Below are 13,245 nucleotides of genomic sequence, written 5' to 3'. Positions count from 1 at the left end.
CATGGCCGACCATTCGACCGAGGCACTGCATCCACTGGCGCAAGGCCTGCATCTGGCCCCGGCGGATCAGGTATTGTCACGCGCGCTTGACGCCCAGCTGGGCGCCCTTGCGGCAGTGCGCCCAGCGCTTCCTGCGCTGGAAAGGGCTGCCGACCTTGCGGCCGAGGCGCTGCGCAACGGCGGCAAGCTGGCCTATGCCGGCGCCGGATCCTCCGGCCTTATGGCGCTGGCCGACTGCCTGGAACTTCTGGGCACCTTTGGCATCCCCACCGAGCGGACGCCGATGCTGTTTGCAGGAGGGGCAGATGCACTGCTCAAGATGACCGGCGGGGTCGAGGACAACCCGGCCCTTGCCGCTGCCGACCTTGCCCGCGCCGGGCTTCGGCCCGGCGATGTGGTGATAACTGTCTCGGCCTCGGGCACGACGCCCTATACGCTGAAAGTTGCCGAGGGGGCCGCGGCGGCGGGGGCCAGGATCATCGGCATCGCCAATGTCGCAGGCTCGGCCCTGCTTACAGCCGCCGATGTGCCGGTTCTGCTGGACACGGGGGCCGAGATCGTGGCCGGGTCTACCCGTCTGGGCGCTGCAACGGCGCAGAAGGTGGCGCTGAACCTCATCTCGGTGCTGACAGGCGTGCGTCTGGGGCATATCCATGATGGCATGATGGTGAACGTGATCGCCGACAATGCCAAGCTCCGCGACCGTGCGGCACGGATCGTCGCCCATGTGGCGGGGGTAGAGACCGCAGCCGCCCGCGTCGCCCTGAATCGGACGGGGGGGGCGGTAAAGGCCGCCGTGCTGGTCGCACGAGGCGCGTCGCCCGAGGCTGCGCTGGCGCGGCTGGCAAGCGCGGGCGGCCATCTGGCCGCTGCGATGAACACCTGACACGAAGACCACCGGGCGATATGCCCCAACAGGGAGACCGAGAATGACCAGAAAAATCCGCCTCGCGCTTCTGACCAGCACGCTGCTTGCCGGTCCGGCGCTGGCCGAAACCACGCTGACCATCGAAAGCTGGCGCAACGATGACCTGACCATCTGGCAGGACACGATCATCCCGGCCTTCGAGGCGCAGCATCCCGACATCAAGGTGGTTTTCGCCCCCTCGGCCCCGGCGGAATACAATGCGGTGCTGAACTCCAAGCTTGCCGCGGGATCGGCCGGTGACCTGATCACCTGCCGACCGTTCGACGCCAGCCTCGAGCTTTACAACCAGGGCCACCTGGCCGACCTTTCGGATCTGGCAGCGATGGCGAACTTCTCTCCGGTTGCGAAGTCGGCCTGGCAGACCGACGACGGCAGCGCAACCTTCTGCGTGCCTATGGCCTCGGTGATCCACGGGTTCATCTACAACGCCGATGCCTTCGAGCAACTGGGCCTGTCGGTTCCGACCACCCGGGACGAGTTCTTCGCCGTGCTCGACAAGATCAAGGAAGACGGCACCTATATCCCGATGGCGATGGGCACCAACGACCAGTGGGAAGCCGCCACGATGGGCTATCAGAACATCGGGCCGAACTACTGGAAGGGCGAGGAGGGCCGTCTGGCGCTGATCAAGGGCGAACAGAAGCTGACCGACGAGCCTTGGGTTGCGCCGTTCCGCGAACTGGCGCGCTGGAAGGACTATCTGGGCGACGGCTTCGAGGCCCAGACCTACCCGGACAGCCAGAACCTCTTCACGCTCGGCCGCGCCGCGATCTACCCGGCCGGTTCGTGGGAGATTGCGGGCTTCAACGCCCAGGCCGATTTCAAGATGGGCGCCTTCCCGCCGCCGGTGGGCGCTGCGGGCGATACCTGCTACATCTCCGACCACACCGACATCGCCATCGGCCTGAATGCGAAGTCGCCGAACGCAGAGGCCGCCAAGGTGTTCCTGGAATGGGTGGGTTCGCCCGAATTCGCGGCGCTTTATGCCAATGCCCTGCCCGGCTTCTTCAGCCTGAACTCGACCCCGGTCGAAATGTCGGACCCGCTGGCGCAGGAATTCGTGTCCTGGCGGCAGAAGTGCCAGTCCACGATCCGGTCCACCTACCAGATCCTTTCGCGCGGCACGCCGAACCTGGAGAACGAGACCTGGAATGCCGCGGCCAACGTGATCCGTGGTGCGGAGACGCCGGAAGCTGCGGCCGCGCGCCTGCAAGCCGGTCTGGCTTCGTGGTATGAGCCGCAGAAATAGGCCAGATCCTTCGGGACGGGGGGCCTTGCGCCCCCCGCACCCTGCCTGAAAATCCTTACCAGCATGAAAGGGAACGAACATGGCTTCGCGTAAGCCCGTGCGCTGGCACATTGCCGTGTTTCTGGCCCCGGCCGTGCTGGTCTACACCAGCCTGATGATCATTCCCCTGTTCGGAACCCTGGCGCAGTCGCTGTTCAACAAGGACGCGGCTGGCGAGCGGGTCTTTGTCGGGCTGGCGAACTTTGCCCGCCTGTTCGGCGACGCGCTGTGGTCCGACGCCTTCTGGAACGCGCTGGCCAACAACACCTGGTTCTTCGTGATCCACATGCTGGTCCAGAATCCGATCGGCATCGCACTGGCGGCGATCCTTTCGACCCCGCGCCTGCGGATGGCGGCGTTCTACCGCACGGCGATCTTCATCCCCACGATCCTTTCCTTCGTCATCGTCGGCTTCGTCTGGAAGCTGATCCTGTCGCCGATCTGGGGCATCGCCCCCGGCCTTCTGGACCTTGTGGGGCTGAAATCGCTGTTCCAGCCCTGGCTGGGCAAGGAGGAAACCGCGCTGACCACCTTGGCGCTGGTGTCGGTCTGGCAATTCGTCGGCATTCCGATGATGCTGATCTATGCCGCTCTTCTGTCGATCCCCGACGAGGTGATCGAGGCCGCCGAGATGGACGGGATCACCGGCTGGTCGCAGTTCTGGAAGATCAAGCTGCCGCTGATCCTGCCCAGTATCGGCATCATCTCGATCCTGACTTTTGTTGGCAACTTCAACGCCTTCGACCTGATCTATGTGGCGCAGGGGGCACTTGCGGGGCCCAACTTCTCGACCGATATCCTCGGAACCTTCCTTTATCGCACCTTCTTCGGCTTCCAGCTGCAACTGGGCGATCCCTACATGGGCTCGGCCATCGCGGGTTCGATGTTCGGCATCATCCTGATCGGCGTCTGCCTTTACCTGTTCGGCATCCAGACCCGCCTGCGGAGGTATCAGTTCTGATGAGCGCGCGCACCTCACTTGGCCGAACGATTGCAGCCCACGCGGTCCTTCTGACCTATACGCTGATCGCGCTGTTTCCGGTCTTCGTCATCGTCATCAACAGCTTCAAGAGCCGCAAGGCCATCTTTGCCGATCCGCTAGCCCTGCCGATGCCAGCCAACTTCGACCTGGTGGGCTATCAGACGGTGCTGAAGCAGGGCGATTTCCTGCTTTACTTCCAGAACAGCCTGATCGTGACCGTGGCCAGCCTGTTCTTCGTCCTTCTGTTCGGCGCCATGGCGGCCTTCGCATTGAGCGAATACCGCTTCAAGGGAAACACCCTGATGGGCCTTTACCTTGCCCTCGGCATCATGATCCCGATCCGTCTGGGCACGGTGGCAATCCTGGAAATCATGGTGGCCACAGGCCTGGTGAACACACTGACTGCGCTCATCCTGGTCTACACGGCGCAGGGGCTGCCGCTGGCCATCTTCATCCTGTCCGAGTTCATGAAGTCGGTCTCGAAGGATCTGAAGGATGCAGGGCGCATCGATGGGCTGTCGGAATACCGCATCTTCTTTACCCTCGTCCTGCCGCTGGTGCGGCCGGCCATGGCAACCGTTGCGGTCTTTACCATGATCCCGATCTGGAATGACCTCTGGTTCCCGCTGATCCTGGCTCCGGCCGAACAGACCAAGACCGTCACGCTTGGCGCACAGGTCTTCATCGGGCAGTTCGTCACCAACTGGAATGCCGTCCTTGCCGCGCTGTCGCTGGCTATCGTTCCCGTCCTTGTCCTCTACCTCATCTTCTCGCGGCAGCTGATCCGCGGGATCACCGCAGGAGCCGTCAAATGATCAAAGTGATGGTCGCCGGTCTTGGCACCATGGGCCGCAGCCATGCGCTGGCCTACCACCGCAACCCGGCCTTTCAACTGGTGGGGCTGGTCAACCGCTCTACCCCGACGCTGGACCCGGCGCTGAACGGCTACGCCATCGAGCCCGAGTTCCACGCCGCCTTGAACCGGCTGAAACCGGATCTGGTGAACATCTCCACCTATTCCGACAGCCATGCCGACTATGCCGTGGCCGCGATGGAGGCCGGGGCGCATGTCTTCGTCGAAAAGCCGCTGGCGACGACCGTGAAGGACGCGCGTTGGGTGGTGGACTGCGCGAAGGCGAACGGAAAGAAGCTGGTCGTCGGTTATATCCTGCGCCACCATCCGTCATGGATGCGCCTGATCGCAGAGGCGCGCGCCCTGGGCGGACCCTACGTCTTTCGCCTGAACCTGAACCAGCAGTCCAAGGGCCCGACCTGGGAGGTTCACAAGACCCTGATGAAGACCACCAGCCCGCTGGTCGATTGCGGCGTTCACTATGTTGACGTGATGTGCCAGATCACCGACGCGAAGCCCGTGGAAGTGCGAGGCATGGGGGTGCGCCTGACCGACGAGATCGCGCCCGACATGTACAACTACGGCCATTTCCAGGTTCTGTTCGATGACGGCTCGGTCGGCTGGTATGAGGCCGGCTGGGGGCCGATGATGTCGGACACGGCGTTCTTCGTGAAGGACGTGGTCAGCCCCAATGGTGCCGTGTCGATCAAGATGCCGGAAAGCGCGCGGTCGGACGACCATGCCACCCACACCGCGACCCAGACGATCCGCGTGCACCGCGTCGGCCAGCCGGATCAGGACCTGTCGATGGCCGACGAGCCCGGCCATCAGGAGTTGTGCGAGCGCGAACAGGCCTTTGTCGCCCGTGCGATCACGGAGAACCTGGATCTGACGCGCCACATGGAGGATGCCGTCCAGTCGCTTGCCATCTGCCTTGGCGCCGACGAAAGCGTCCGGTCGGGCAAGCCGGTGCGGCTGTGAACGCGGCCCAGCCGCAAGGCGCCTCCCTCCCCCACAAAAGGGGGGAGGGAGGGGCGCATCCGGATCGCCCGCCGCCATCCCCTCCACAGCCGGAGCAAGGGGAGGCGACGATTCTCAATCCAGGCGCTGTGCGGAGGACGTCATGGGCGCACTTGAACTGAAGGGCGTCACGAAAAGCTTCGGCAAGACCGACGTGATCAAGGGCGTCGATCTGATCGTGAACGATGGCGAATTCTGCGTCTTCGTCGGCCCTTCAGGCTGCGGGAAGTCCACGCTGCTGCGGATGATCGCGGGGCTGGAGGATACGACGGGGGGCGACATCCTTCTGGACGGCAAGCGCATGAACGACGTGGCGCCCGCGAAGCGCGAACTTGCAATGGTGTTCCAGACCTATGCGCTCTACCCCCACCTGACCGTGCGCGACAACATGGGGCTGGCGCTGAAACAGGCCGGTGTCTCGCGGGCCGAGATCAGGGCCGCGACCGACAAGGCGGCCGCAATGCTGGCGCTGGAACCCCTGATGGAACGGCGCCCGGCCGAACTTTCGGGCGGTCAGCGCCAGCGCGTGGCCATCGGTCGGGCCATCGTGCGCACGCCGAAACTGTTCCTGTTCGACGAGCCTCTGTCGAACCTGGACGCAGCTCTGCGCGTCGCCACCCGGATCGAGATCGCAAAGCTGCACCGCGAGCTCAAGGCGACGATGATCTACGTCACCCACGATCAGGTGGAGGCGATGACGCTGGCCGATCGTATCGTCGTGCTGCGCGCGGGCAAGGTGGAACAGGTCGGCAGCCCGATGGAACTTTACAACAACCCGGCGAACACCTTTGTCGCGGGCTTCATCGGCAGCCCCCAGATGAACTTCCTTGACGCGGCCAGCATGGGCTATCCACCCGGCCGGATCGGGATCCGCCCCGAACACCTGACCATCAGCCGCGAGTCCGGCGACCTGAAGGCCGAGGTCAGCCATGTCGAGAAGCTGGGCGGCGAGACGCTGGTCTATGCATGTCACCCCGATCATGGCCTGCTGACCGTCCGGCTGTTCGGCGAGCATGACTTCGCTGTGTCAGAGACGGTCTATCTGACCCTGCAGCGCGATCGCATGTTCCAGTTCGATCCTGCGGGCAAGCGTCGCTGATCAGGCCTTTGCCGCGGCCCAGGCAGACAGCAGTGCCTGGGTCGCATCGCCCTCGACCACACCAAGCAGCAGCCCCTCGCCCGAACGGGCGCACAGGATGCTGTGGCCGTCCACAAGGGTCGCCCCAAGAAGCGAACAGACCGTGCTGCCGGGCTGGTTCGACATCAGGTCAAGCTGGCGACCAACGGCTTCGGCTTCCTCCTCCAGAAAGCCCTGCAGATGCGCCACCATCTCTTCCGGCCCCTCGGTCACCCCGTCGCTCACCCCGCCAGAGACCAACCAGGCCACCAGGCCAGGCCCCATTGCACGGGCCAGAGCCGCCAGATCGCATGTCGCGGCCGGCGGCGCCTTTCGTTCGGCAGCAGTGCGCGGCAATGGAATGACCTTCGGCCCGCGCCCCCCTCGTACGGGCTCTGGTTCCGGCTCGGGCGCGGGCGGTGCCATTCCGGGAACGGCGTTCAGATCGATCAGCAGAAGGTCGGCCAGAAGGGCCACCGGCAAGCCGACGTTCACGCCTTCGCCGGCAGGGCCAAGGGGCAGGCTGGTCACGCGCAACTCGCAGCGCGGCGCGGCAAGCGCCTGCAACAGCTTGATCAGCTCGTCCTTGTGTTCATCCTCCAGGGCACCGGCGGCAAGACAGCGTTCAGCCCCGGCAAGACCGACGGCCTCGGTCAGGCGAAGTGCGCGACGCCCGGCGACTTCCAGAGTCAGGGAGGCACCGCTGCTGGATTCGAATCGTAGTGCCCTGCCAAGGATGGTTTCGTTCACCTCGCGCAGAAGCGCCACGATAGGGCTGGGAACGGACGCCACGGCGATCACCCTGGCACCGCCGGGGGCGATCTGCGCCGCAGCCTGCAGTGCCGTCAGCCGAGCCACGATCGGAATTGCTGCCTTGTTCAACGGCCTGCCCGCCCTGCCTGTGCCGCGCGTCACCCGCCGGAAATCCCGTCCAGCGTTTCGCGGATTTTCGTCACAAATTCCGGCAGGTCAATGCCATGCTCGCAGATGCAGCACAGTGCATCGGCCGGCTCGCTTTCCGACCGCAGAAAGACCCGAACGCCGTCTTCGCCCACAACCAGCGCCCCGTGAGGCTCGCCAAAGGCCTCGACCGATAGCGCGAAGAGCGGATCGTCGAAGCTGGCCCGCGCCTGCTTGCACAGGGCGTCCAGATGTTCCTGGGTGATATCCTCTGCCCCCTGGCTGGCAAGGATCATGCTGGACGACAGGTCGGCAAAAGCCACCACCCTCGCCTTGGGAAAGGCTTTGACCACGGTGCCAAGGCTTTCGATCACGCCCAATTTGCGCCCCCCGGCTTGCGCCGCACTACTTGCCTTGCGACCGCAGGCCCGTCATCTGCGCTTCGGCCGCTGCGAACATGTCGTCATCCGAGAAGGAAACGATGGCAGGGCCGGTATCGCCCGTCGGGCGTTCGGTGCGCAGCAGACGTTCGCCTGCGGCAACGCGACGCGGCATCACCCTGACAACAGGCCTGTTCCGCACTGCCATCAGCCGCTCGAACGACCGGGCGATCAGGCTTTGTCCCACCTCGGCGCTGTCGAACGGTTCGGGTCGGACTGCGGGTGCCCTCTCCTGTCCTGGCTCGGGGGAACCTTCGTCGATCAGGCGGTGAATGATCTCGAAAAGCGCGGTCGCGAATGCATCCGCCCCGCTTTCTGCCCATTTCTCCTGGTCGTCCCCCGCGTTCATCGCCTTCAGAAGCGAAACCGGGAACACATCGGCAAATAGCCCGTCCACTTCCTGCCGGACACGCTTCAACACCTTGGCGCGGTCGGTGTCGCTGTGGATCTTGTCAAAACGGGTGATCAGCAGCAGGCTGTTGCGCCGCATCTCGGGCGGGAAGCCGTTCCAGACACCGCTTTCCGATTGCCGCCAAGCCTGGGTCGCATGCGTGCACCACAGGACGCCATCAGCGAGATAGGTCATCCGTTCCCACACTTCAGGCGACATCGAGGGGTCGGAAATCCCCGGCATGTCGATCAGGTCGCAATAGCGCAGGATGTCGCTTTTCATGAAGATGCGGACATGTTCCGTCGTATCCAGCGACACGTGTTCCAGATCGGCCAGGTCAAGATCATAAGCCACGCCATCCAGCCCCATCGTATAGGCGTCTTCCGGCCCATAGGATAGCCAGACCGGCGGCAGCTGCGTTGCCGTGACCTTTTCAAGCAGCGGCCTTGCGCCCATCAGCACGTTGCAAAGCGTGCTCTTGCCCGAGCTGAACTCGCCCATGATGGCGATGCGCGGTTTGCGGGTCATCGGCATGGGTACAATCCTTTCCTGCCCTTCCCGGCCTCAATCGGCATAGACGCCAAGCTCTTCGATGATAGAGGCCAGGCATTGCTGCCGGTCCTCCCAGGCATTCACGCCGAACAGCTCCTTCATCTCTTCCATCGATATTTCCGAGCTGGCCAGAGCGCTCATCAGAAGTTCGCGCTGCTCCTGCAGGAAGTCGCGCAGCGTCGCCTGGGTGCGTTCGCGGAACAGGCCGATCTGGATCGTCTTCAGGTCGTTGATGATCGGGTCGGTTTCCGCCCGGATCAGCTTGTTGAAGTCCTGTGCAAATGCCTTGTAGCCGCGGCGGCGCTGCCACCAGCCCTTCCACCAGCTGACCTGAAGGTCCAGCGCGATGGTCTGACCCAGGTTGATCGGCGGCGGAATGTAGGACACGACCGGGGTCTCGATCTTGAAACCCTCGACGACGATCGAGAAGGTCTTGCCGTAAAGGTCGGCGATCTTGACCGCCGTCTCGTTGTTCACCTCGGCCGCGATGGCGTGCATCTTCTTCAGCACGACCTGGTAGCTGGACGACAGTAGCATCCGCAGCCCCAGGGGGCTGTAGTGCCAGGTCGCATCCTCGCCATGGGTCTGCAGATGCTCGATCAGGCTGTTCGTCGCCCGGTCGAGGAAGCGTTCGTAGCTCTGGTCGATGCGGTTGGTGAAATCCTTGCAGACGTTGTTCGTCAGGTGGGTCAGCTTGTCGACGGCTGCCTGTTCGATCTGGCGCAGCTCGGCGTCCAGCTGTTCCGGCGTCATGGTCCGGTTCAACTGACCGTCGGATTCCAGGATGCGGACCTGATCGACCACGTCCAGGCTTTGCGCCAGGTTCAGCGCCTGGCGGGCCGATTTCTGCAGCGCCTCGCGCACCGGGCCTTCGTACATCCGCTGCCCCAGCGCATCCAGCAGTGCCGGCACGCCCGAAGCATGCCAGACAAGCTGCTCGGCCGTCCATTCGCCCATCTTTTCGGCAAAGGCAGCGCGAGTCCAGTTGATCGCCGACTCGGTCGAGTCGTCGGACATCTCGTCGATCTTGCCTTCCAGCACCGCATTGGCCCAGTGGGCCGAACCATAGATGATGTCGATGTCCTGCGGCGCGTTGTTCTTTTCCAGCGTCTCCAGAATCGCGCGATGGATTTCCGGCACCTGGTTGGCAGGATCGGGCAGTTCGTCGATCCGGTTGACGAAAATGATGATCTCGCGGCTCTGGCGATGGGCGATCAGGCGGATCAGCGCCATGTCCATCGTGGTCAGCGCCTGGTGCGCCGACAGCACGACGATACAGGATCGGCTGTCGCGCACCGCGTTGATCGTGATCTGCTCGCGCATCATGAAGGTGTCGTTCACGCCGGGCGTGTCGCGCACGCACAGCATGATCGGAATGTCCTCGCGATCCATGTACAGATCGGCCGACTTGGTGATGTCGGTGAACCTGCCCTGATCGGCGCCGCCCGCATCATCGTCGCCGACACAGACATAACGGCGCAGCAGCGCGTCATCGACCGTGCCATAGCGATGTTCGGTGCCCAGAAGCAGCTCGAACTTGCGGCCCAGCCGTGCCTGCGCCTTTTCGCGCATGGCGACGACCTGAAGACGAAGCTTTTCCAGCTCCTCGTCCGCACCGGCCCGTGCCGCAAGCTGGCCGATCCGGCCACCGTTCGATACCAGCCTTTCCCATTCGGCGTTGTCGAAGAACTTGAACTTCGCCCTGACGTTCAGTTCCGGCGGCGGCGTATTGATGTGCAGCGAGGTGACAACCGAGGTCCACGGGTTCACGTCGGTAGGCAGAAGGCCCGGAGCGCCGATCATCGCGTTGATCAGCGATGTCTTGCCCGCCTTGATCTGCCCGATCACCGTGACCGACGGCTCGACATCGCGCACCTGCTGCAGGATGCGGGTCACTTTCTTGGATGTGTCCGGATCCGCCATGGTGACAAAGTCGCGCAGGACATCCTCGAACTGCCGGATCGACTCGGCAATGCGGCCAAGGCCGGGGAAGCTGCGCTTCAGGCCGGAACCCGCATCCGCAACGGCTGGAACAACCGGTTCGGCACCCGGATCATCATCCTGAACGATTGCGCCAAGTCCCATGATCACCCCTCAACCTTCGCCCTGAACCAGATTTATGTCACACCCCAAGGCGCAAGTCCCCGCAATCGTGTCATAAGTTGGGAAAGTGGTCCGAATTGGGCAGGTTTTTGGCGAATCTACGCTCAATAATCGTGTCAGATAGAGCGCAATGTTTCCAGATCGCGCCTGAGTTGCAGAAGCAGCGTGATTGCATCGTCTGCGGGCGCGTGACCCTTCTCAAGCTGCATCAGCATGATCAAATCCTGAACCTCGCCCAGATCGGCCTTGATTCGCCTCAGAGCCTCTGACGCGCCCCTGCCGATGATCTCGGCTACCTTCTCTGCCGTCTCGCGGCTGTGCTCAAGGATCTGGTCCACCGGCACCTTGGCGTCGGGATCGACCCAGCCCGCAAGATCGGCGGCACGGGTCATGATCAGCGAGATTGCAGCATCCACGATGTCCTGATCCGCGCCAGAGGCGGCCGCAGGTGGGGGGGCCGGCCTGACCGACACCACACGCGCGATGCGCGGGCGCGCACGGCGTTCTGCGGGGGCCGGATCGGGCTGTCCCTGCGCATCGAGGGGAACCGGGGGGGGCGTGCGCGGCATGGCCGGGCGCGACGACGCGAATTCCTCTGGCGCCTGGATCGGGGCACGGGGCTGTTCCCCGGCAGGGCGCGGGCTGGGGCCCCGAACCCGGGTGACCGGCTCGCCCGGAACGGCGGCACCGCCGGCAGGGCGGCCAGCAGCCTGCGGCGAGGCAGGCACAGGCTTGCGCGCGCCAAACAGCGATGACCGCGCCAAACGTTCGATCGGCGCAGAAGCCTCCGCTGGCATCGAACGCAGACCGGCATCCAGGCGAACCCGCGGGACGCGCGGCGCCTCGGGCGCAGCGGAAATCGCAGACAGCATTGCTGCGATCGCCGCATCGTCCGGGCCGCCCTCGTCGGCACCCGTGGCGCCGGTTTGCCCACTCCGGGGCCCGGGCCGCTTCATCACCGCCGGTTCTGGCGGAAGCCCCGCCGCGGGTTCAGGCACTGGCACTGCAGGCGATGCAGCCTCCGGCCCGGCTTCGCGGGCGGGCCTGGACGGTGGTGCGGCAGCCTCGGCCTTGGATTTCCATGTTGCGCGAAACGGCACCGATGAGGAGGACCCGGCATCATCCCCCATCGGCAGTTGCTTGATGCGCTCGGCAAAACGCCTGCGACCGGCAGCCGGGTCGCCAGAGGGCTGCCGCCCGGCGACGGCGTCTCGGGCAACGACAGGACCTGCGACGGGTTCCTGCCAGATCCTGGGGTCCGGTTCTGGTGCAGGCTCCGGCACCGGGCTCGGTTCCTTTTCCGGCTCTGGTTCCGGCAGCAGCTCGGGTTTCGGTTGGGCCAACGGCTCGGGCACGGGTTCCGGAATAGGCGCGGGCTCTGGTTCCGGGCGTTGCTCTGCGGGGACAGCGGCTTCGCGCGCGGGTTCCTCCGGCACCGGGTCAGGCGGCGGCGTCCAGCCCCGTGTTTCCCAGGTGTGCGGGATGTCGGGGCCGGCCTCAGCCGGATGCCGCGTCACAAGACCGTCTGCCGCAGCATGACGTGCGATCAGAAGCTCGGCCATGTCGGTGTCGGCGCGCCGCGCCATCTGCACGCGGGTCTTGATCGTGGTGATGACGGCAGAGGCGCCACTGTCGCGGAACAGGTCGCGGTCCAGGCCTCCCGGCGCTGTCATGGCCGCGCGCGCCTGCTTGGCCGAAATCGCAAGCACCTGGCGGAACTCTTCCCCCGCCCGCAACTCCACCCGCTCGATCATGCCCTGTGCGGCCTCGCGGCTGCCAAGCAGATCGATCTTCGTCAGGAACAGGAAGCCGTTGTCCTTGACCATGTCGGGCATGCCTTCCCACACCTGCTGTTCTTTCGGCAGGTAGGAGGTCGTGCACCAGATCAGGATGTCTGCCCGTTTGCTGGCCCAGATCGCGGCACGGCGCTGATCGGCCTCCATCGGGCCGGCGGCCACTTCAAGCAGGCTGATCACTTTAAGCGCCGGCAGATCGGCCTCGATCGTGATGAGCGCGGGGTTGAGCGTCAGCACCTGCGACAGGTCGCGGCCAGGCACGACCTCGGTCCTGCCATCGGCGAGCGTGCAAAGCATCCGCTCCTCCTCGCCATGCTGCACGATGATCGTCGGGAGGCGCAGCATTTCTGGCACGACCACGGTGCCGGTCAGCAGGTTCAGAATGGACGACTTGCCGCACCCGGGCAGGCCCAACAGCGCCACCCGCGCCGGGCGTTCAAGGCGTTCCAGCAGCCGCTCTGCCGCTTCCGCCGGGCCGCCAGCCGGAAGCACGCCCCGATCCAAGAGCCGACCAAGCCGCTGCGCGACCGTCAATTCTCCGTCTGCCTGTGCCATGCCCTACCTTATGACGATCACGCGACGCGGCCGCAAGCGCACCGGAGGCAGGTCCTCGGCAACAGTGTCATCTTTCTGCGACACTTCCTGCACGACCACGACGGGGGCGGATCTCCGCCCCTCGGGCGGTGTATCGGAAACCGGCTTTTTGTCATGGTTTGCGACTGCCCCCTCCCGCAGACCCTCCTCGGACGTACCGGTTTCTGGCAATGTTTGGGCGGGCATCGGGTTGAGGGGTAGGATCTGTGGTTCGGCGGCGACGGTGGTCAGGCGCCTTGGGCGGGTGAGGGCGACCGAGGGGTGCGGCGGGCGGTCCTGCC

Annotated in this window: 12 protein-coding genes; 6 read left to right on the top strand and 6 right to left on the bottom strand. The window is 64.7% G+C overall.

The window, feature by feature from the left end:
* The first annotated feature begins 1 nt into the window (after position 1).
* From EYB42_RS12745 to EYB42_RS12720, 6 genes are all read left to right on the top strand, one after another.
* Entirely contained in the window at positions 2-886 is an 885-nt protein-coding gene (locus EYB42_RS12745; protein WP_135450504.1) for an N-acetylmuramic acid 6-phosphate etherase, read from the top strand.
* Positions 887-929: 43 nt separating this feature from the next.
* Positions 930-2,177 (top strand): ABC transporter substrate-binding protein, encoded by a 1,248-nt coding sequence (locus tag EYB42_RS12740; protein WP_135450503.1) that lies wholly within the window; start codon positions 930-932, stop codon positions 2,175-2,177.
* A gap of 79 nt (positions 2,178-2,256) precedes the next feature.
* Positions 2,257-3,177, top strand: coding sequence for a carbohydrate ABC transporter permease (locus EYB42_RS12735; protein ID WP_135450502.1), 921 nt, complete (start codon positions 2,257-2,259; stop codon positions 3,175-3,177).
* A complete protein-coding gene (locus tag EYB42_RS12730; protein ID WP_205909989.1) occupies positions 3,177-4,013 on the top strand; it encodes a carbohydrate ABC transporter permease in 837 nt (278 codons plus the stop codon). The genes EYB42_RS12735 and EYB42_RS12730 overlap by 1 nt, the downstream gene beginning before the upstream one ends.
* A complete protein-coding gene (locus tag EYB42_RS12725; RefSeq protein WP_167851016.1) occupies positions 4,010-5,032 on the top strand; it encodes a Gfo/Idh/MocA family protein in 1,023 nt (340 codons plus the stop codon). The genes EYB42_RS12730 and EYB42_RS12725 overlap by 4 nt, the downstream gene beginning before the upstream one ends.
* A gap of 142 nt (positions 5,033-5,174) precedes the next feature.
* Positions 5,175-6,170, top strand: coding sequence for an ABC transporter ATP-binding protein (locus EYB42_RS12720; protein WP_135450501.1), 996 nt, complete (start codon positions 5,175-5,177; stop codon positions 6,168-6,170).
* On the opposite strand, the gene EYB42_RS12715 is transcribed toward EYB42_RS12720, so the two are convergent.
* The 6 genes from EYB42_RS12715 to EYB42_RS17490 all read right to left on the bottom strand — a co-directional run.
* Positions 6,171-7,070: a hypothetical protein gene (locus EYB42_RS12715; RefSeq protein WP_135450500.1), complete on the bottom strand. Its 900-nt coding sequence runs from the start codon at positions 7,068-7,070 to the stop codon at positions 6,171-6,173.
* A 29-nt stretch (positions 7,071-7,099) separates the two neighbouring features.
* Positions 7,100-7,468, bottom strand: coding sequence for a hypothetical protein (locus EYB42_RS12710; RefSeq protein WP_135450499.1), 369 nt, complete (start codon positions 7,466-7,468; stop codon positions 7,100-7,102).
* Between the two features lie 25 nt (positions 7,469-7,493).
* Positions 7,494-8,453, bottom strand: coding sequence for a P-loop NTPase family protein (locus EYB42_RS12705; protein WP_135450498.1), 960 nt, complete (start codon positions 8,451-8,453; stop codon positions 7,494-7,496).
* A 30-nt stretch (positions 8,454-8,483) separates the two neighbouring features.
* Positions 8,484-10,556 carry a dynamin family protein gene (locus EYB42_RS12700; RefSeq protein WP_135450497.1) on the bottom strand — a complete coding sequence of 691 codons (2,073 nt, stop codon included), beginning with the start codon at positions 10,554-10,556 and terminating at the stop codon, positions 8,484-8,486.
* A gap of 134 nt (positions 10,557-10,690) precedes the next feature.
* Complete coding sequence (locus EYB42_RS12695) at positions 10,691-12,925, bottom strand: hypothetical protein (protein WP_135450496.1); 2,235 nt, start codon at positions 12,923-12,925, stop codon at positions 10,691-10,693.
* Between the two features lie 3 nt (positions 12,926-12,928).
* Positions 12,929-13,245: hypothetical protein (locus EYB42_RS17490; protein ID WP_205909988.1), on the bottom strand; the 317-nt coding region annotated here is incomplete at its 5' end.

This window comes from Tabrizicola caldifontis, assembly GCF_004762095.1.
GTDB classification, from domain to species: domain Bacteria; phylum Pseudomonadota; class Alphaproteobacteria; order Rhodobacterales; family Rhodobacteraceae; genus Tabrizicola; species Tabrizicola caldifontis.
Note: the sequence above shows the minus strand (reverse complement) of the source record. Positions and strands in the feature narration are given on the sequence as shown.